15 protein-coding genes, 1 tRNA gene, 2 pseudogenes and 1 riboswitch are annotated in these 17,171 nt (G+C 67.0%); of the genes and pseudogenes, 5 read left to right on the top strand and 13 right to left on the bottom strand.

Annotated features, from left to right (window positions below; translation table 11 throughout):
• Nucleotides 1–28: 28 nt before the first annotated feature.
• Together J8F10_RS32145 and J8F10_RS39450 are read left to right on the top strand one after the other, a co-directional pair.
• Nucleotides 29–772 (top strand): SDR family oxidoreductase, encoded by a 744-nt coding sequence (locus tag J8F10_RS32145; RefSeq protein WP_210660813.1) that lies wholly within the window; start codon nt 29–31, stop codon nt 770–772.
• Nucleotides 773–818: 46 nt separating this feature from the next.
• Nucleotides 819–883, top strand: a riboswitch (Fluoride riboswitch).
• Nucleotides 884–1,038: 155 nt separating this feature from the next.
• Entirely contained in the window at nt 1,039–1,539 is a 501-nt protein-coding gene (locus J8F10_RS39450) for a fluoride efflux transporter FluC (RefSeq protein ID WP_246523690.1), read from the top strand.
• Nucleotides 1,540–1,555: 16 nt separating this feature from the next.
• On the opposite strand, the pseudogene J8F10_RS40995 reads toward J8F10_RS39450, so the two are convergent.
• The 3 genes and pseudogenes from J8F10_RS40995 to J8F10_RS32160 form a co-directional block, all read right to left on the bottom strand.
• A pseudogene (locus tag J8F10_RS40995) lies at nt 1,556–1,744 on the bottom strand (RNase H family protein); the annotation flags it as partial.
• A complete protein-coding gene (locus J8F10_RS32155) occupies nt 1,741–1,989 on the bottom strand; it encodes a hypothetical protein (RefSeq protein ID WP_210660814.1) in 249 nt (82 codons plus the stop codon). The pseudogene J8F10_RS40995 and the gene J8F10_RS32155, both read right to left, overlap by 4 nt.
• Nucleotides 1,990–2,074: 85 nt before the next feature.
• Nucleotides 2,075–2,221: a hypothetical protein gene (locus J8F10_RS32160; protein ID WP_210660817.1), complete on the bottom strand. Its 147-nt coding sequence runs from the start codon at nt 2,219–2,221 to the stop codon at nt 2,075–2,077.
• A 409-nt stretch (nt 2,222–2,630) separates the two neighbouring features.
• Here J8F10_RS32160 and J8F10_RS32165 point away from each other — a divergent pair, with 409 nt between their 5' ends.
• Nucleotides 2,631–3,059 (top strand): hypothetical protein, encoded by a 429-nt coding sequence (locus J8F10_RS32165; protein ID WP_210660819.1) that lies wholly within the window; start codon nt 2,631–2,633, stop codon nt 3,057–3,059.
• Between the two features lie 135 nt (nt 3,060–3,194).
• On the opposite strand, the gene J8F10_RS32170 is transcribed toward J8F10_RS32165, so the two are convergent.
• The 6 genes and pseudogenes from J8F10_RS32170 to J8F10_RS41000 all read right to left on the bottom strand — a co-directional run.
• Complete coding sequence (locus J8F10_RS32170; protein ID WP_210660821.1) at nt 3,195–5,075, bottom strand: hybrid sensor histidine kinase/response regulator; 1,881 nt, start codon at nt 5,073–5,075, stop codon at nt 3,195–3,197.
• Nucleotides 5,076–5,307: 232 nt separating this feature from the next.
• Nucleotides 5,308–9,012, bottom strand: coding sequence for a chemotaxis protein CheB (locus J8F10_RS32175; protein WP_210660823.1), 3,705 nt, complete (start codon nt 9,010–9,012; stop codon nt 5,308–5,310).
• Nucleotides 9,013–9,654: 642 nt separating this feature from the next.
• A tRNA-Pro gene (locus tag J8F10_RS32180) sits at nt 9,655–9,729 on the bottom strand.
• A gap of 671 nt (nt 9,730–10,400) precedes the next feature.
• On the bottom strand, nt 10,401–11,276 hold the full coding sequence (gene hisG, locus J8F10_RS32185; RefSeq protein ID WP_210660825.1) for an ATP phosphoribosyltransferase: 876 nt from the start codon (nt 11,274–11,276) through the stop codon (nt 10,401–10,403).
• 215 nt (nt 11,277–11,491) lie between these two features.
• Nucleotides 11,492–13,081: a BBP7 family outer membrane beta-barrel protein gene (locus tag J8F10_RS32190; RefSeq protein WP_210660827.1), complete on the bottom strand. Its 1,590-nt coding sequence runs from the start codon at nt 13,079–13,081 to the stop codon at nt 11,492–11,494.
• Between the two features lie 739 nt (nt 13,082–13,820).
• Nucleotides 13,821–13,976: pseudogene (locus J8F10_RS41000) on the bottom strand (ISNCY family transposase); the annotation flags it as partial.
• Nucleotides 13,977–14,108: 132 nt separating this feature from the next.
• Between J8F10_RS41000 and J8F10_RS41005 the strand changes: the two are divergent.
• Nucleotides 14,109–14,261 (top strand): hypothetical protein, encoded by a 153-nt coding sequence (locus J8F10_RS41005; protein WP_390891122.1) that lies wholly within the window; start codon nt 14,109–14,111, stop codon nt 14,259–14,261.
• Nucleotides 14,262–14,264: 3 nt separating this feature from the next.
• Here J8F10_RS41005 and J8F10_RS32200 read toward each other — a convergent pair whose 3' ends face one another.
• From J8F10_RS32200 to J8F10_RS32210, 3 genes are all read right to left on the bottom strand, one after another.
• Nucleotides 14,265–14,738: a DinB family protein gene (locus J8F10_RS32200; RefSeq protein WP_210660829.1), complete on the bottom strand. Its 474-nt coding sequence runs from the start codon at nt 14,736–14,738 to the stop codon at nt 14,265–14,267.
• Entirely contained in the window at nt 14,738–15,127 is a 390-nt protein-coding gene (locus J8F10_RS32205) for a hypothetical protein (RefSeq protein WP_210660831.1), read from the bottom strand. The genes J8F10_RS32200 and J8F10_RS32205 overlap by 1 nt, the downstream gene beginning before the upstream one ends.
• A gap of 101 nt (nt 15,128–15,228) precedes the next feature.
• Complete coding sequence (locus J8F10_RS32210; RefSeq protein WP_210660834.1) at nt 15,229–15,927, bottom strand: hypothetical protein; 699 nt, start codon at nt 15,925–15,927, stop codon at nt 15,229–15,231.
• Between the two features lie 136 nt (nt 15,928–16,063).
• On the opposite strand from J8F10_RS32210, the gene J8F10_RS32215 reads away from it, so the two are divergent.
• Nucleotides 16,064–16,723, top strand: coding sequence for a hypothetical protein (locus tag J8F10_RS32215; protein WP_210660836.1), 660 nt, complete (start codon nt 16,064–16,066; stop codon nt 16,721–16,723).
• A 98-nt stretch (nt 16,724–16,821) separates the two neighbouring features.
• Here J8F10_RS32215 and J8F10_RS32220 read toward each other — a convergent pair whose 3' ends face one another.
• Nucleotides 16,822–17,136: a hypothetical protein gene (locus tag J8F10_RS32220; RefSeq protein ID WP_210660838.1), complete on the bottom strand. Its 315-nt coding sequence runs from the start codon at nt 17,134–17,136 to the stop codon at nt 16,822–16,824.
• Nucleotides 17,137–17,171 lie beyond the last annotated feature (35 nt).

Below are 17,171 nucleotides of genomic sequence, written 5' to 3' on the forward strand. Positions count from 1 at the left end.
CGTGAATCGCCCAATCAGGAGCACTCGAATGGGTCAGCCGCTCAAGGGTAAACGCGCACTGGTCACCGGCGGCAGCCGGGGCATCGGGGCCGCCATCGTTAAGCGCCTCGCGAAGGAGGGCGCGGACGTGGCGCTCACATTCGTCAGCAAGCCGGACGAGGTGGAGAAGGTGGCGCAAGCCGCCAGGGCTCTCGGCGTGCGCGCGGTTGCGATCCAGGCCGACGCGGCGGATGCCGACGCGGTCGTGAGGGCGGTCGAGCGTGCGGCGGAGGAGTTCGGTGGGCTCGACATCCTGGTGAACAACGCCGGGGTCGCGCTGATGGCCCCGATCGACTCGTTCTCGCTCAAGGACTTCGACCGGACGTTTGCGGTCAACGTGCGGGCGGTGTTCGTCGCCACGCAGGCGGCCGTGAAGCACATGAAGGAAGGCGGACGGGTCATCAACATCGGGAGTTGCAACGCCGAGCGGATGCCGTTCGCGGGCGGCGCGGTGTACGCCATGAGCAAGTCGGCGCTGCAGGGACTGGTGCAAGGGTTGTCGCGCGACCTCGGGCCGCGGGGCATCACGGTCAACAACGTGCAGCCGGGGCCGGTGGACACGGACATGAACCCCGCCAACGGGGACTTCGCCACGTCGCTGAAGGCCCTGATGGCACTGCCGCGGTACGGACACGTCGACGAGATCGCGGCGATGGTCGCGTACCTCGCCGGGCCGGAGGCCGGGTTCGTAACCGGGGCCAGCCTGACCATCGACGGCGGGTTCAATGCGTAGCTCGACGGATGTGGTTGATCCCCGTATTGCTCAACCGTAACATGACAGGAGCAACGGCGATGGAGTTCGCCACGTAACCGCCGCACACCGGCTGATAACTCCCACTCGGGGGCCACCCCCGGGTAGGGCCGCGCGCCAGACCCCGGATATCCTCCGGGGTCTTCTCGTTTTACAAGGCGCGACCACGGAACACTGGTGGAAAGTGCGGGCTCTCTCGGCCGGGGGCGTGATCGGGGGTGAATGCTCGCTACTGGATGAACCGGTGGATGAACGCGGAATTCCCTTGGGCGACGTTCACGATCAACGTGACCGGGGCGTTCGCCATCGGGTTCCTGACCGTCATGCTGGCCCGCTGGCTACCGCACCCGAACGCGAAGCTGCTCCTAATCACCGGCGCCATCGGCGGCTACACCACCTTCTCGGCGTATTCGTTCGAGGCACTGTCGCTGTGGGAGCGCGGCGGTCGGCTCAACGCCGTGGCCTACGTGTTGGGCAGTGTGCCCGCCGGGTTGCTGGCGGTTGTCGTCGGCGCAGCCTCGGCCCGGTACATCGCACCGGAAGTCGACGAGCGGTCCCGGTCTGGGCGAGGAGAAACGGGTTTAAGGTCCCCGGCCCTTCGCCGCGTCTCGCGAACTGGTGTGCGAGCCGCTGTCCGAAGCTCTGGTCGCGGCGTTGCCAAACGAAATCCACGTCCTTGCCTTCTGTCGCCGCGTAAAGCCCACCCCACACGTCCGGTGACCAACGGGGAGTCATCCCGCGTTGAATGATACCGACGATGCCTTCATGGTCGCTGACGACGGTGGTCGGCCCCTCGGCCATCTTCACTGACTCGACGATGGCGCGCGGCTCCATCTCCTGATTCGTCGTACCCGTCTGCTGGCCGGAGGTGTGGCGGAACACTACCGCCTCCCACCCGCCACTATCGGTGTGGTCGTTGTAACTTCCGTCGGTGAAAATCTCGGTACGGGTCACACGGAAGCGCCTTCCAGTTGACGTATCGCTTCTTTCCGACTCATCTCCCAGTTGTGGAGGAATCGGGTAAGCGCCTCGTCATCGCGAAGAGGGTAAATCGGTACGAGTTCGCCGCCCTGCAACTCGCTGGGGACAAGCAAAGCCGGTCCCATGATCTCCGACAGCCGGTGCAGTGCCACGGAAGGCAGTAGATTCACGGCTTCTTTACTGGCGTGAAGCGAGCGGATATCAGTGCGGTCAGTCATGCGCTGAGAATGCCGGAAGATTGACGATCGTGCAAGCAGGAGTTGAGATGACACCTCGCGGGGGCATTTCGCGCTCGCCAAGCGCTCAGTTCCACCGCACGGGCTCACCCGTCAGTTCGGCGTACACGACCGAGAAGAGCATCCCGGCCACCGGCAGGAGGATCGGCACCACGACGGTGCTGACTGCCGCCACGGTCGCCCAACAGCCCCACGGCGCGTCGATGCCGAACATGAGGTACAGGCTGCCGAACAGAGAAGCCGCGAGCGCGATGGCGAGTGGGACGAGCCGCCCGTTCCCGTACCCAGCAGGGCACCTCGGCCGAGTAGAAGAGAAGAACGCCGGTCGCGAGGGCGAGCGGCGTGCAGAGGAAGTAGGCGATCATGCCGCGGTGCTCGGTTCTGTCGTTCGTGCGCGCGGAATCGCGAGTTCGGGCATCGGTCCGCCGCTCGAGATGGCGACCGACGGTATCGGTTCACGCCCGGTTCTGGGTTGAGCCCAGGGCTAACGCATCTAAATCCCGGGAGTTACGATGATTTTCACTCCCGAGGACTGCCCAAACTTAGAAAACGCAGGTGATCCTCATCAAGACCTACAGAAATAGGCGATTTTCAAGGCAATTTAGATGCGTTAGCCCTGGGGGGTGACCGCGTACCGGTGCACGTTCGAGCCGAAGCTGGTGGGCGACTACACCCTCGTGTTCGCGGCCGCGCCCGTGTGGGTGGAGGAGCGGAACAAGTTCTTCGAGGACGCGGTCCGGGTGAACCTGCACGTCGAGCAGGGCCTCGGGTGGGCGACGTCGCATCAGGCGTCCCCGTTCGGGCTTGCCCCGATGACCCGCCCCTACGGACTGCGCGAGAAGTCGGTGCTCCAAGCCCGGCTGCCGCTCCCGAAGCCGGAGCGGTCGCACTTGGCGGAACTGGAAGCGTACAACGCGGAGCCCCGGCGGAGGTTCCGGCCGAGGAGTTCGTCACCGCAAAGTTCAGGACCGACGACCGCGGGGTGGCGACGACGACACTGCACGACAAGGGGTGGTGGGTTCTGTCGGCCGAGGAGTCCATCCCGGCCATGACGCTACAGCCCACCCTGCCGAAGGGCGGCAAAAAGTACGGCCGTGCTGATGGTGTTCGTCGAGGGCGAGCCGTTGAAGAAGGGCAAGTAATTGAGCCGCCTCCCGGGAGTGGTGCCGCTCGTGCCCGATCGGGCGTCAGCCGTCGAGTACCTCCCGGACCTTTTGTGCCAGCGAGGTCGGTGTAAACGGCTTGGGCAGGAAGTTCACCCGGTCGATCGACAGCCCGTTGCGGACCACCGCGTCGTCGGTGTAACCGCTCACGTACAGCACCCGGGCTTCGGGGTGGGCCGCGCGCACCGCTTCGGCCACCTTGCGCCCGCCCATGCCGCCGGGGAGCACCACGTCCGCGAGCACCAACGTGATCTGGCCCGTGTGGGCCTCCGCGACCCGAACCGCTTCCGGGCCGTGTGCCGCTTCGAGGACCGCGTACCCGAACCCGCGCAGGATCTGCGCGGTGAACCCGCGAACGGACGCCTCGTCCTCGACAACCAGGACCGTCCCCGTGCCCCGCGGCTCGGGCGCGTGGGACAGTTCTTCGGGGCTCACCGGTGCCGGAACCCGGGGGAGGAAGATCGTGAACGTGGCACCCCGGCCGGGCGCGCTTTCGACTTCCACGAAACCGCCCGACTGGCGCACGAACCCGTACACCATCGCCAGCCCCAGCCCGGTCCCTTTGCCCGGCCCCTTGGTGGTGAAGAACGGCTCGAAGATCCGGGTCCGGGTCGCCGCGTCCATTCCGTGCCCGGTGTCACTCACACGCAACGCGACGTACGGTCCGGGCGTTGCATCCGGGCGCTCGCCGTCCACGCCTTCGTCCCTCGTCCCGATCGTCAATCGGCCGCCGCGGGGCATGGCGTCCCGGGCGTTCACCGCCAGATTCACCAGTGCCTGCTCAACGAGCGCCGGGTCGCTCAGTACATGGCCCACACCCTCGGACAATTCGGCGACCAGTTCGATGTCTTCGCCGATCAACCGGCGGAGGAGCTTTTCGGCCCCCTGAACCACTGCGTTCGGGTCCAGCACGCGCGTCTCGAGTGCGTCCCGGCGGCTGAAGGCGAGGAGCTGCCGGGTCAGGTCCGCCGCCCGGCGCCCGGCGGAATAGATCTCGGCGATGGACTCGCGCCACGGGTCGTCGGCAGGGGCGTCACTCAGGAACAGCTTGCTGTAGCCGCCGATCACGGTCAACAGGTTGTTAAAATCGTGCGCCACGCCCGCGGCCAGAAGGCCCACGGCCTCCATCTTCTGGGACTGGCGGAACTGCTCCTCGAGGAGCCGCCGCCCGCTCACGTCGGACTGCACGCCGACGAAGTGGGTCACGCGGCCGGCCTCGTCCCGGATCGGGGAGATCGACAGCTCGTTCCAGAACGGGGTGCCGTCCTTCTTGTAGTTCAACAGTTCGACGGCACACGGCTGCCCGTCGGTGACGGCGGTGCGGAGCCGGGCCGCCATCGCCGGGTCGGTTTCGGCCCCTTGGAGGAACCGGCAGTTGCGGCCGACGACCTCGTCGGCCCCGTACCCGGTCATCCGCTCGAACCCCGGGCTGGCGAACACGATCGGTTGGTCGGGCTCGCACGCGTCGACGATCACGACGCCCTGTCCGACGGCCCGGATGGCGCGGTCCCGGAGCCGCAGTTCCGCCGCGGTTCGCTTCTGCTCCTCGATGTCGGTGAGCGTCCCGTACCAGCGGAGGACGCCGTCGGAATCGGTTCGGACGACGGCCCGCGCGAGTTGCCAGCGGTACTGCCCGTCGCGGCGGCGGATGCGGCACTCGGCTTCGAACGGGTCGCGGGTGCGGACCGCTTGCTGCCACAGGGTCACCTGTCGGGCGCGGTCGTCGGGGTGAATGAACTCGATCCACTGATCCCCGCAGGTCGCTTCGCTGGGCTGCCCGGTGTACTCGCAGATCTGACGGCTGTGGTACTCGGCCGCGCCGCCGAGGTCGGCCACCCAGATCATTTGAGGGACGTTGTCGGCGATGGTCTCGAAGATGCGCTGGTCTCGCGTGTCGGCGGGCATCGTTGAGCCTTGTGGCGCGAGACGTGAGTGCGCCGTAAGATCGGAACCCCGCGACGATGCGCGAGATCGGTCGCGGAACTGTTGCGATGATACCGTCACGCAGCTGCCGCGAAACACCCATTTCGTAACAAATCGCGCTCGGCAGCTTGTACGGTGCTCCGCGCGTTCGACTCGTTGAACCCCGTCCGGGTGCGGAGTGCGGTTCCACTGTGTGGTGCGATTCGAGTGCGGCTCACGATCCGGCCGGCCGCACAGCGAGGGCGCTCCGAATGGCCCCCAGCAGTACCTCCGGAGCGAACGGCTTCTGAACGAATCCGCTGACCAAACGACTCTTAAACTGACCGGCGGCCTGTTCGACGCTGTACCCGCTCATCACCAGGATCGGAACGGCGGGCCGCTCCTCCAGGAGCGCCGCCACGAACTTTTGCCCGCCCATGCGGGGCATCGTCATGTCCGCTAGCACTAATCGGATCGAGTCCGCTTTGCTGCGGAACATTTTTAGCCCTTCTTCACCGTCCCCGGCCTCCAGAACGGTGAAGCCGGCCTTCTTGAGAACCAGCTGAATGAGCCCGCGCACGGGCCTCTCGTCGTCCACGACCAGCACCGTTCCCGACCCCTTCCAGCCGTCCGGAGCGAGGAGCGTATCGGGACCCACCGGCTCGGGAATCGGGCGGTTCGACAGGGGCAATAAAATCCGGAAGGTCGCGCCCCGGTCCGGCTCGCTGCGGACCCGGATCGTTCCGTCGTGACCCCGCACGATCCCCAGCACCACAGCGAGCCCCAGCCCGCGCCCGGTGAACTTGGTCGTGTAGAACGGGTCGAACAACTGCCTCAAGGTATCCTCGCCCATCCCGCTCCCGTTGTCCGTCACTTCCAGCACCGCGTACCGCCCCTCGGGTAGTACGGTCCCCTCTAAATAGGGCGACGTCAGGTCGGCCCGGCCCGCATGAATCGCGTCCGTTCGCACGGTCACGATGCCCCCCTCGGCAGCAACGGCCTCGCCCGCATTGGTGACCAGATTCAGGACGACCTGCGCGATTTGAGCGGCGTCGACCTCGACGGGTAGTGGCGCGTCGGCCAGATCGAACCGCAGCTCCGCACGCCCCGCCGCCCGCTCCAGCAGACCCTTCGGCCCCTGGACCAGCTCGCTCAGGTTTGCCGTCCGCACCTCGCGCCGGGTCTTGCCCGAGTACGAGTGGAGCTGCTGCACGATGTCGGCGGCGAGTCGGGCCGACTGAGCGACCTCGGACAGCATCGGGTGCAGGGACGCGTCCTTCGGGAGCTCGGCGAGCATCACTTGCGTGTATCCGAGCACCGGGGTCAGCAGGTTGTTCAGGTCGTGGGCGATCCCGGCGGCCATGAGGCCGAGGCTCTCAAGCTTCTGGACCTGATGGACCTGCGCCTCCAGTTCGCGGCGCGCGGCCTCGGCCCGCCTCGCGGCGTCGATGTCGAGGGCCGTGACCACCGCCCCGTCGATCCGGTTGTCGCCCGTCTCGTAGGGGCGGACCCGCATCGCGTACCAGCGCCCGTTCCGGTCCCGGGCCTCGAACGCGGTCGCTTCTAAGTTGTCGATGGCCCGCCCCACGGCCGCGATCAGGTCCGGCACGTCGATTCCGAACCCGACCTCGCGGAGCGACCGCCCGACGTCCGCCGCGAGGAGCCCGAAGGCGGCCTGTGCCTGAACCGTGATCCGGCGGATGCGGAGGTCCCGACCCACCACCACGACCGGCACGTTGACCCCGACGAGCAGGCTGTTCAGGTCATCGTTGGCGCGCCCGAGTTCCCGATTGCGATGCTGCAGCTCCTCGTTAACCGTCTCCAGCTCCTCGTTCGCCGATTGCATCTCCTCTTTGGTCGTCTGCAACTCTTCGTTGGTGCTCTGGAGCTCCTCGTTGCTCGCCAGGATCTCCTCGTTGGCCGACTTGAGTTCCTCGTTGGCCACCTCGTACTGCTCGGCCACCGCCTGCTGGTGCTCGCGGCTCACGTTCAGCTCGCGCCGGAGTTGCACCACCCGCTCGGTGAGCTCGGCGTCGCCGGTCGGGACGACGGGGGGGGGCGCGGGCGGGCGCCCCTCTTCGTCCTCGAACACGACCAAGAAGCACTGCAGGCCGGGGCCGCCCGAGACCGGGCTGATCTGAAGCGCCACTCTCCGGGCTTCGTCCCCCTCGCCGACGCGAACGCCCGTGCGGCGGACGCCCGCGGCCTCCGCCCGCGCCTGAGCGACACCGCTGCGCAGGTCCGGGAGCAGCCCCTCGCGGACCATCCGCAAGAGGTCGAGTCCGGCGGTCCCGGCCGGGTGGTGCAGGTACGGGTCGGTGTTCCCGCGGAACTGCAAGATGTTCAGGTTGTCGTCGACGAGTACCGCGGGCGGCGCGTACCGGGCGAGCAACCGGTCCGTCTCGCGCTGGACGTCCGCGAGGCCGCCCTCCTGCAGCGGCACCGCGGGCGAGCCCGCCGGCCGGCTCCAGGTGCCCATACCGGTGGCGAGCCCGGACGGGAGCCGGGTCGGGGCCAGTGTGCGGGTGTAGATCCGGTCGTCGCGGCCCACGGGCACGAACAGGTCGGCGAACGGGCCGATCGCCTCCGACGGACCGAGCAGCAGGTACCCGCCGGGGCGCAGCGCGTAATGAAACTGGGGGACCACGCGGCGCTGGAGCGTCGCGTCGAAATAAATCAACACGTTCCGGCACGAGATCAGGTCCATGCGCGCGAACGGCGGGTCGGCGGTCAAGTCGTGGCGGGCGAACACGCACAGGTCACGGACCGCCGGGCTCACCCGGTACCCGCCGGGTACGGGGCGGAAGAACTTGCGGAGCCGCTCCGGGGACACGTCGGCTTCAATGTTCTCCGGGTAGATCCCGGCCCGCGCCCGGACCAGAGCGCCGTCGTTGGCATCGGTAGCCATGATCTTCACCGGCACGTCGGCCGCGTCGCCGAGGGCCTCGATCAGGGCGATGGCGAGCGAGTACGCCTCCTCGCCGGTGGAGCACCCGGGAACCCACACGCGCACCGGACCGTCCGCGGGCCGGTCCCGAAGGAGGTGCGTAAGGGTGGTGCGCTGGAGCCGATCGAACACGTCCGGGTCGCGGAAGAACCGGGTGACGCCGATGAGCAGGTCGCGGGACAGGGCGGCAAGTTCCGAGGGGTCGTCGCGAACCGCTTCCGTCAGGTCGCCGACGGTCGCGAACGCCCGCAGGGCCATGCGCCGCGCCACCCGGCGGCGGATCGTGTTCTGCTTGTACGGCTCGAAATCGATCCCGGTGCGGGCGCGCAGCAAGGTGAACAGCGGCGCGAGCGAGTCGCCGGGCAGCGGCTCCAGGGCGTCGGCGACGGGCCGCCGGTACAGGTCCGGTTCTTCGACCAACCGGATCAGGGCGCGGGCGATCTCCTCGGGCGGCAGAACGGCGTCCACGCCGGCGCTGGTCGCACTGGTGGGCATGCCCGCTTGCCCGGCCGAGCCCGGGTCCTGTGCGAACACGACGCCACCGGCCTCGCGGACGTCGCCCAGCCCCAGCGTCCCGTCGGTGCCCCCGCCGGACAGGATCACGGCGACCGCTCGTTGGCCGAACGCGGCGGCGAGCGAGCGGAACAGGAAGTCGATCGGTTGGTGGGGCGACGAGCGGTCCCCACGCGGGTGCAAGCGGATCACCGCTCCCTCGACGCCCATCCGGGTGTCGGGCGGGATCACGTAGACGCAGTCCACCGCGACCGACATGCCGTTGGTCGCTTCACGCACCGACAGAGTGGTCTCCCGGGACAGGATCCCGGTGAGCAGGCTCTCGCGCGACGGGTCGAGGTGCTGAACGAGGAAGATCGCGAGACCGGGCTGTGCGGGCAAGTACCGGAGGAAACGTGTAAACGCTTCGAGCCCACCGGCGGACGCCCCGACCCCGACCACGGGAAACGACTCGGCCGGCGAGGTTGGTTGATCGGGCAAAGAGGCCACGCGAGGTTTAGGTGGGAACGGGTGAAGACGCCGTGACCGGGGAACGTGTCCGACGTCGGTCCGGTGTGGCGATAGATGCGCGAGTCGGCCATCCCGTTCGTTGTGACAGCGAGAGGCGCACTCGCAACGGTAACGAATCGCATGCCTTAGTTCGCATCCTGGATCGCGATCTGGTCGCCGCCGGCATCCCGAAGCGCGACGACCGCGGGCGGACGGTGGACGTTCACGCGATGCGAACCACCTTCGGCACGCTGTTGAGCAAAACGGGCACCGCGCCACGAACGGCACAAGCGGCGATGCGACACAGCGACATTAAGCTGACGATGGGAGTGTATGCAGATACCCGCCTGCTCGATGTCCGCGGGGCCGTGGAAAAACTTCCGACCCTACCCCTGACTGGTGGCACCAGAACCACCACGGGTGCGAGCATGGAAGCCAGAACGAGTGACGATTCCGTCTCAGCATCCAATTCGGTTGCACCAACTGCATTCTTGGGGAGGCATTCTGGGGCCACTCCTGGCAACGAACGGCCGAATGACGATCTTCAGAATGAAGCGAGAGCAATCGACGTAAGTGCTGACTGTGTCAACGAAAAACCCTCGGTGACATCTACTGTCACCGAGGGTCATCGAGTCGGGCTGATAGGATTTGAACCTACGACCTCTTGGTCCCGAACCAAGCGCTCTAGCCAAGCTGAGCTACAGCCCGTTACTCTTAATGTGAAGTAATATTATCCAGCGTATGACGAGAGTCAATAGCGGCTTTTGAGGGTGCCCGCAGGTTTTGGAAACGCTCAATATTCCGCCTGCCAGTCGTGTCATTCGGGTGTATCGACGACTGCGGTCAGTTCGACCACTGGTTCGACAAACTCCGCGTGCCAGCGTGCTCGGGAGTGTCAAATTCCCAACCGGCCAATATCCGGAACATCACCTCGACCCGCGCGCTGGCGAGCATCGCCATACTTTGCGCGCCGTCGGTATGCACAAGATGCGCTCTTCGCCGGTGGTAACTGCGTACTGATATGCGTCGCGCGCAGTCGAGTGCCCGCGCGAATCGCTCACGGAACCTTTTGAGAGCCGTCGGGGTATCGTCGCGGGTCTGAATCGTGTCTAGGACTTCGCACACCAATCAGCGCCCCGAGTCAAGGGCGCCGCACTCACCGCGGCCCGAACCGTCACCGCGGGCGGTGCCACCGCCCACTCGCATCTGAGCGCAGAATGCCAGCGCGCGTTTCAAAAATCAGCCGCCCTCCGGTCGGCGGTTTGCGTGGCACCGGTCCCTCGGGTCAAAGGTACGAGGGCCTGCGGCCCAACAATCACGCCCGTCAAAATTTACGGGCACTCGTTACCATCGATTCCCCGCCGGAGGCCCAACGGGGCTCAGTCGATGATCTTGGTGAGCGGGTACTCGACGATGCCGCTGGCGCCGGCGCCCTTCAGTTGCGGGATGATGTGCCGAACCGTGTCCTCGTCGATGATCGTGTTCACCGCGACGAAGTCCTGGTCGGCCAGCGGTGCGATCGTCGGGTTCTTCAGCGCCGGGAGTTGCGCGAGCACGCGCGCCAAGTCGGAGCGGCGCACGTTCATCATCAGCCCCACCTTGCCCTCGGCGGCCATCGCGCCCTTGAGCATGAGAATGAGGTCGTCCATCTTCTGGCGCTTCCACGGGTCCGCGGCCGCGCCCGGGTTGGCGACGAACCGCGTCGTGCTGCTCAGGAGGTCGCACACGATGCGCAGGTTGTTCGCCCGGAGCGAGCTCCCGGTCTCGGTCACTTCCACGATCGCGTCGGCGAACTTGGGCGGCTTCACCTCGGTCGCGCCCCAACTGAACTCGACCTGCGCGGTCACACCGTGCGACGCGAGCCACTTCTTCGTAATGTTCACGACCTCGGTGGCAATGCGCTTGCCCTGCAAGTCCTTCGGCCCCTGGATCGGCGAATCGTTCGGCACCGCGAGCACCCACCGCACCGGCCGGCGGCTCACCTTGCTGAAGACGAGCTCACTGAGCTCCTCCACGTGGGCGTCGCTCTCCACGATCCAGTCGTGCCCGGTCAGCCCGCAGTCGAGCGACCCGTCGGCGACGTAGCGGCCCATTTCCTGCGCGCGGATGAGCGTGCAGTGCAGTTCCGGGTCGTCGATCACGGGGTAATAGCTGCGAGACGGGAAGGTGATCTTGTACCCGGCCTTGCGGAACAGATCGGCGGTCGCCTCTTGCAGCGACCCGGCCGGGAGCCCCAACTTCAACACGTTGTTCATAATGCGGAGTCGTCCGAAACGCGGAGTGCGGAGTACGGCGCGCGGAACGAAAACGAACAGGAGCCGGCGCGCCGCAGCCTTTCCGTATGTTCTATTCCGCGCTCCGCGTTCCGCACTCCGCGTTTCGGAGGACGCCCTACCGCGCGACCGAAAAACGGTACCGCCCGCGGTTCGTCACCGCGGGCGGGAGCGTGCGTTCGGCCGGAAGCAGGAGATCAGTACCGGACTTGGAGGCCGAAGGTGACGCCGCCCAGCCAGTAATCGGACTGGTCGAGCGTGACGCCCGGCGAGCGAACCGCACCGGCCGTCCCGTAGTTCGACCCGAACGGGATCGCGGCACTACTGACAACCGGGTTCACCTGGTTGCCCGGGCGGAGCACGTCCGGGAGGTACAGGAAGTTCACCCCGACGTACCCGGTCAGCCCCTTAGTGAAGGCGATGCCGATGGTCCCACCGAACTCCGGCATGTAGGTGAACCGGTCGTCGGTGTAGGTGCCGATGTTGCTCGCGTTCGCCAGCACCCCGCCGTAGGCCCCGCCGGCCCCGCCGCCGGTGCCGCGGGCGACCGTGTTGTTGATCTGCGAGCCCGACACCCCGGTGAAGTCGACGAACGAGCTGCCACCGAAGATATCCAATCGCTGGTGCAGGTTGCCGATCGAGACCTTCGCACTCGCACTCGCACTCACGATGCCGCAGCGGGCTTCGGTGCGGAGCCCGAAGGACGCACCGTTAAAGTTGTTGGTGGCCCGGAACGAGTCGCGGACGTTGACGAACGCCGGCGTCTGGATGATGACCCCGCCGAAGCTGGCCTGGTTCGGGACGGTCTGCGTCCCGACGCGGGTGACGACCCCGAACGGCCCCGTCTGGAAGATCGGGAGGATCAGCCCGCTGTTCAGGGCCGTGAGGCTGTCGACCCACAGGTCTTCCTTGAGCTGGAAGAACCGGTACCCGGCCAGGAAGTCGAGCGACCAGGCCTTCCGCGCACCGGGCGCGGACCGGTACAGATTCCAGACCGCCGACGGTTCGATGCTGAACGTCGAGGTGCTGGTACCGACCTGCACGCTCGCCGGACCGAAGTCCGCACTCGAGAGCACGATCGTGCTCGTGGCCTGGTTCGCGTCCACGAACGGACGGGCCAGTACCGGGACGCCCGAGAAGTTCCCCAGCCCGCCGAAGTCCTGGATGTTCGACCGGCGCTCGGTGAAGAACCCGGTCAAATTGAACCCGAACCGGCGGTCCGCGTCGCCGAAGAACCCGGCCGACAGCCGCATACCGCTCATCGCGTTGTAGCCGAGCGTCCCCCGGTCCACGAGAGCGACGGTGCTCGCCGCACCGAGGACGCCCATGTCCGCCGGCGCGCTGGAGGTCAGCAGCGGGTAGCGGACCGGCTGGCCCTTGGTGAACCACAACAGGTACTCACCGTCGACCCACCACTGCGGCGCGCTCCCGAGTCCGCCCCCGCCCCCGTTCGGGGCCGGCTGGTAAGACTGCGCCCCGTATGGCCCCGGCATCGGGTACATCGGGCTCGGTGGCGGGCCGAACCCACCGACCGGGCCGAGCCCCAACGGGTCGTCCGCCGGGCCGTAGTTACCCGGCGGCATAATGACCGGCCCCGGTGCGAACGGTCCGCCACCGGGGGCCGCGCCGGGTGGCGGGCCGAACGGTGACGGGCCGCCCAACGGGGCGGGCGCACCCACACCGGGAACCCCGGTGGGTGGTGCTCCGGGCTCAATTGGGGACTGTCCCCAAGCGGCCCCGGCCCCCGCGGCCAAAGCCGCGATCGATCCCAACAATCCCTTTCGCATGGCACGCTCCTGCTCTGCCAGCCGTGGCGGGACGAGGCGGCCGGCGGCCGAGCACTCCCCCAGATTCCGGCACTCCGAATCGTGGTCCGCGGGTATCCCCCGATACACCGCCCCCAACCCGGACAACGCACGTCGTCCTGCTAAACGAAACAATCGGCACGATCCGATGTGGACCTTGAGACCGATTGCGATTTGGAGCGAATGTGCGGGAAATGAGGGCGAATCGGCCGCGCGAACCTGGGAAGGCTCCACCGCCCTGGAGAACTGGGCGCGATTCAGCGCCGCGTTGATGCGGTCAACACGGGCTCCGATTGGCGGCCTGCGGATTCTGGGTAACAGAGAATCGCGGGCTAAGTTTCTATCCGGTCAGTGGACCGCGAGGCGGCAACCGTCACACGCGGGGCGGTCGGGTTCCACCGGGCCGTTAGTCTCGAAACGTGGCGCCCCAAATGCGATCTGGTATCACGGGTCGAGCACGAGGCCGAGGTCGCGCTGGGGCTGGCATCGAAGGGCGGGAAGCGGCGCGCCGGGTGCCGGACCCGAAGCAGGCGAAGTTGGTGGCCCAGCGCGTGCGGGATCGGCTCGACGGGTGTGGGCACAAATACTCGGTCGGTCAGGGGCGCCGGCCAAACTTGCGTGGTATCTCGCTCGAAGCCGCGTGGCGGTCCGGCCCTCTGTTCAACGCGATTCCGGGGCGCGACCCAAGCAACGAGCGAGCCCCGGCGACGCCACCTTCCGCCCGCCCGGTGCACCGGCGCTCGTGGTGCCGGTGGCTCCCGAACGGATGCTCCAGGTCGTTGTTGGTCCGCGGCAGGTCGGCCACATCGTAGCTGTGGAACAAGCCCGGCTCGTAGCTCCGGCTCACCTGCACGAAGTGATCCAACGGCCCGGACAGGTCGGGCCGCTGCCGGCCCAGGGCGTCCACCTATCGAACCCGCTCGCCCGCATCGGCTGCGGACCCCGGTCCCGCTCCGGGCGTTACGGTTGCTCAGCTCGTGCTGATGGCGATCCGGCAGTGGGGCGAGGGGTGCGGGGCGACAACCCCTATGCCCTGGTGGACAAGAAGGACCGAAAGCCCGTCAAGCCGTTGGTGTTCCACTCGCACGACGGGCGGGAACTCGGCCCGGACGACATGGAGCTGGTGCCGGCGGAGGTAAGCCGCCCCGCGCGGCGGAATTGACGGTCATCCCACCAACTTCTTCAGCGGCGCAATTTGCCCAGCGTGGTAGGTGTAGTGCTGCGCGATCCCGTGGAGCATGACAGCAACCGGGTACGTCTTCCCGGGCACGATCTCATCAAGCTGCGCGACGTCGAGCCCGGCCAGCACCGCCAGTAGCGTGCGGTGCTGGCGGTCCAGGTTCTCCAGCGCGGCGGTCCACGCCTCCTCCGCGGTCTCCGTCGCCGGCAGGCTGTCCCCGGCTCCGGGCGCGCCGATGGCCCGCCACTCGGTGATCCGTCGCGCGACCACGTCGGTATCCGCGGCCGGGTGATTCACCCGCGCCCACGCGGTGCGGGTCAGTTGCGGGTGCTTCCCAGCGGCCGTCTCGGCTGGGACCCCGTTCAACACCTCGCGCAGCGGCGGTCCGTGCCAGGCGCCGCCGTCGTAGGCCCGGCGGAGTTCGTCGTCGATCCGGGCGAGTTCTCCGGTCGGCGGCATCACTTTCTCCTTCGAGGCTTCGGGGCCAGGGGAGGGGTCTTCTCGCGCCCACCGGGTTCGATGTACGGGCACGCCCGGCAGCGGAACTCCCCGCCCTGGCGGTTCAGGAACACCAGTCCCACGGCATCCGCCCCGCAACTGGGGCACCGCGCGAGCACGCGGTACTGGAGGAGGCGGACGAACAGCCGGCCGCAGGCGTAGACCGAGAAGAAGAACCAGGCGATAAAGGCAACGGCGGAGATGACGTTCACTGCCGATTCGTCACCCGGCTTGGGGAGCTTGAAGGCACTGTAGGACAGCCACAGGGCGGGCCAGATGAGCGCGAACCCGACGACCATCCCGAGCGGGTAGGCAATTCGGATCAGGGCGGCGAGCGAGCGGATCGTCATGCGGGTATTTTACCTCGCAGAACCGGTCGCTCCTAAATTCTGCCCCGCAAGGGAAAGAGCAGGGCCGGGCTGGGCCGGTCCGTGTTCATCCCGCTCCCGCGCTATTTCTTTTTGTACTTGAAGGCGTGTTCCGCCTTGGTGGTTCCGATCGGGCTCTTCACCGCGACCTCGAAGTCGCCAACGATCTCGTACCCCTTCGGCTGCCACCCGAAGTACGTGTACCCCTCGCGCGGCCCCACGTACCGGACGAAGTACCCGTCCTTGTCCGCCACTTCCTTTTCGGCCTTCTCGTCCTGCTTCGCACCGAGGTTGTCCCCGAGGATGGCGATGCCCCACTGTTCGCCCAGATCGTTCTCGGTCACGAACCTCACGCCGGGAATGCCCTTGCCGGTGTCGGCATCCACGGCGCGGAGGGTGAGCTTGCACGCGTCGGCCAGGTTGAAGTCGAACGCCACGTCGTCCCCGACCTTGATCACCCGGTCGTAGTGCTTCGGGTACCCCTTGTAGCCGACGGGGAGGTACAGGTACGGTAGCTCCTTCTCCGATTCGATATCGACGTAGTACCGCCCGGGTGCGAGCGTGAAGCCGGCACCCCCTTTCTTGTCCGTGGTGCCTTCCGTCAACCGCTTCCTCCTTTTGTCCTCGCTCCAGTCGCCTGTGTGGGTGCGGATCGAGACCTTCAGCCCTTCGATCGGGGTCTTTTTCTCCCCACCGAGGAACCGGACCGTAACCTTTTTGTCGTCGGCCCGGCCCGGGGAAGTCAACGCGAGCAGGGCGAGCAGGGACGCGGCGCGGAGCATGCGGCACCTCGGTGGGAATGTCGTTCAATTATTCGGCCATCCTGCATCCGGTTCAAGCACAATCACACGGTTCCCCAGCTCCGTAGCGACCCGCCTTTTCAAGCTCGCGGGCGACGGGTAGCCTCGGTGCATTCGGATGGCATACCGATTCCACCCGATCATCGTGCTGGTCCTTTTGCTGGCCCGCCCCCTGGCTGCCGATGACACCCAGTTTGAACTGGAAGGCGACAAGAAGACGGACGTGACCGACGGTGAGTTCGTCACGGCGGCGAAGGGCAAGATGGGCGTTCGTGCCGTCCGCCTGAGCACGTGCCGCGTGTCCGACGCCGCGTTCGAGCAGCTCGCCCGCTGGTCCGAACTGTACGGCGTGTACCTGCGGGACCCCGCGGCCACTGGCACGGGATTCAAGCTGCTGAAGGATCTGCCGAAACTGGAACAGGTGGACCTGTTCGGCCCGAACGTCACCGACGCTGGCGCGGAAGCGGTGAGCAAGTCGGTGGGCGTCACGCACTTCCAGACCGGGAGCGGACTACGATCTAACGGCAAGCCTTACCAATCCCGGCTCACGGACAAGTCCCTCAATGCGATCGCGACCATGCCGGCGTTACAATTCCTCACCATCGACAATGCGGACATCACCGACGAGGGGCTGAAGGCATTGGCCGGCTCGAAGAAACTCGAATGGGTGCTGTTCCTGCGGTGCCCGAGCGTGACGCCGAAGGGGATCGCGGCGCTGAAACGGGTCCGCCCCGGGTGCGACGTCCGGTGCCCCTTTGAGCCGAAGAACGACCGATAGAGCGCATGACGAGTGACTATTCCGGCCGCAGGTGCCCGCGAACGGCGTCACCCTGCGCGGAGAAAACAGGCGTCGGGGTCGCACTCGCCACTGGTACCTCAGGACGGGAGCGCGCCCGCGATCGCATCCATCAGATCGTCGAGCCCGACGGCCGCGTCCGGCCCACCAATTGTGATCCACACCTCGTTTCGCCGAACCTCGACTTCCAGCGCCCGTCCGCCGCCCGCGATGGTTTGGGCGCCCTTCGGCTGCTCGGCGAGGACGTTCATCAGTTCGTCGGCGGGGACGGTGACCTGCGCCAGTTCGGTGCCCAGTTTCCGGTCGCGGATGACGACCCGGACGCCGGCCTCGGTCGCGGTGATCTCAACCAACCGCTCGATACCCGTAGACTGCGAGACGCCGTCGATGGTCATGCTTGCTCCATTGGGGACGGGCTATTTAACGGCGC

The sequence above is a fragment of the Gemmata palustris genome (assembly GCF_017939745.1).
In the GTDB taxonomy this organism is placed as follows: domain Bacteria; phylum Planctomycetota; class Planctomycetia; order Gemmatales; family Gemmataceae; genus Gemmata; species Gemmata palustris.

Excerpts from the sequence above, each read along its gene's own strand:
- J8F10_RS32145 (WP_210660813.1), top strand. The coding sequence starts at position 29 with ATGGGTCAGCCGCTCAAGGGTAAACGCGCACTGGTCACCGGCGGCAGC.
- J8F10_RS39450 (WP_246523690.1), top strand. The coding sequence starts at position 1,039 with ATGAACGCGGAATTCCCTTGGGCGACGTTCACGATCAACGTGACCGGG.
- J8F10_RS32155 (WP_210660814.1), bottom strand. The coding sequence starts at position 1,989 with ATGACTGACCGCACTGATATCCGCTCGCTTCACGCCAGTAAAGAAGCC.
- J8F10_RS32160 (WP_210660817.1), bottom strand. The coding sequence starts at position 2,221 with ATGTTCGGCATCGACGCGCCGTGGGGCTGTTGGGCGACCGTGGCGGCA.
- J8F10_RS32170 (WP_210660821.1), bottom strand. The coding sequence starts at position 5,075 with ATGCCCGCCGACACGCGAGACCAGCGCATCTTCGAGACCATCGCCGAC.
- hisG (WP_210660825.1), bottom strand. The coding sequence starts at position 11,276 with ATGAACAACGTGTTGAAGTTGGGGCTCCCGGCCGGGTCGCTGCAAGAG.
- J8F10_RS32190 (WP_210660827.1), bottom strand. The coding sequence starts at position 13,081 with ATGCGAAAGGGATTGTTGGGATCGATCGCGGCTTTGGCCGCGGGGGCC.
- J8F10_RS32200 (WP_210660829.1), bottom strand. The coding sequence starts at position 14,738 with ATGCCGCCGACCGGAGAACTCGCCCGGATCGACGACGAACTCCGCCGG.
- J8F10_RS32205 (WP_210660831.1), bottom strand. The coding sequence starts at position 15,127 with ATGACGATCCGCTCGCTCGCCGCCCTGATCCGAATTGCCTACCCGCTC.
- J8F10_RS32210 (WP_210660834.1), bottom strand. The coding sequence starts at position 15,927 with ATGCTCCGCGCCGCGTCCCTGCTCGCCCTGCTCGCGTTGACTTCCCCG.
- J8F10_RS32215 (WP_210660836.1), top strand. The coding sequence starts at position 16,064 with ATGGCATACCGATTCCACCCGATCATCGTGCTGGTCCTTTTGCTGGCC.
- J8F10_RS32220 (WP_210660838.1), bottom strand. The coding sequence starts at position 17,136 with ATGACCATCGACGGCGTCTCGCAGTCTACGGGTATCGAGCGGTTGGTT.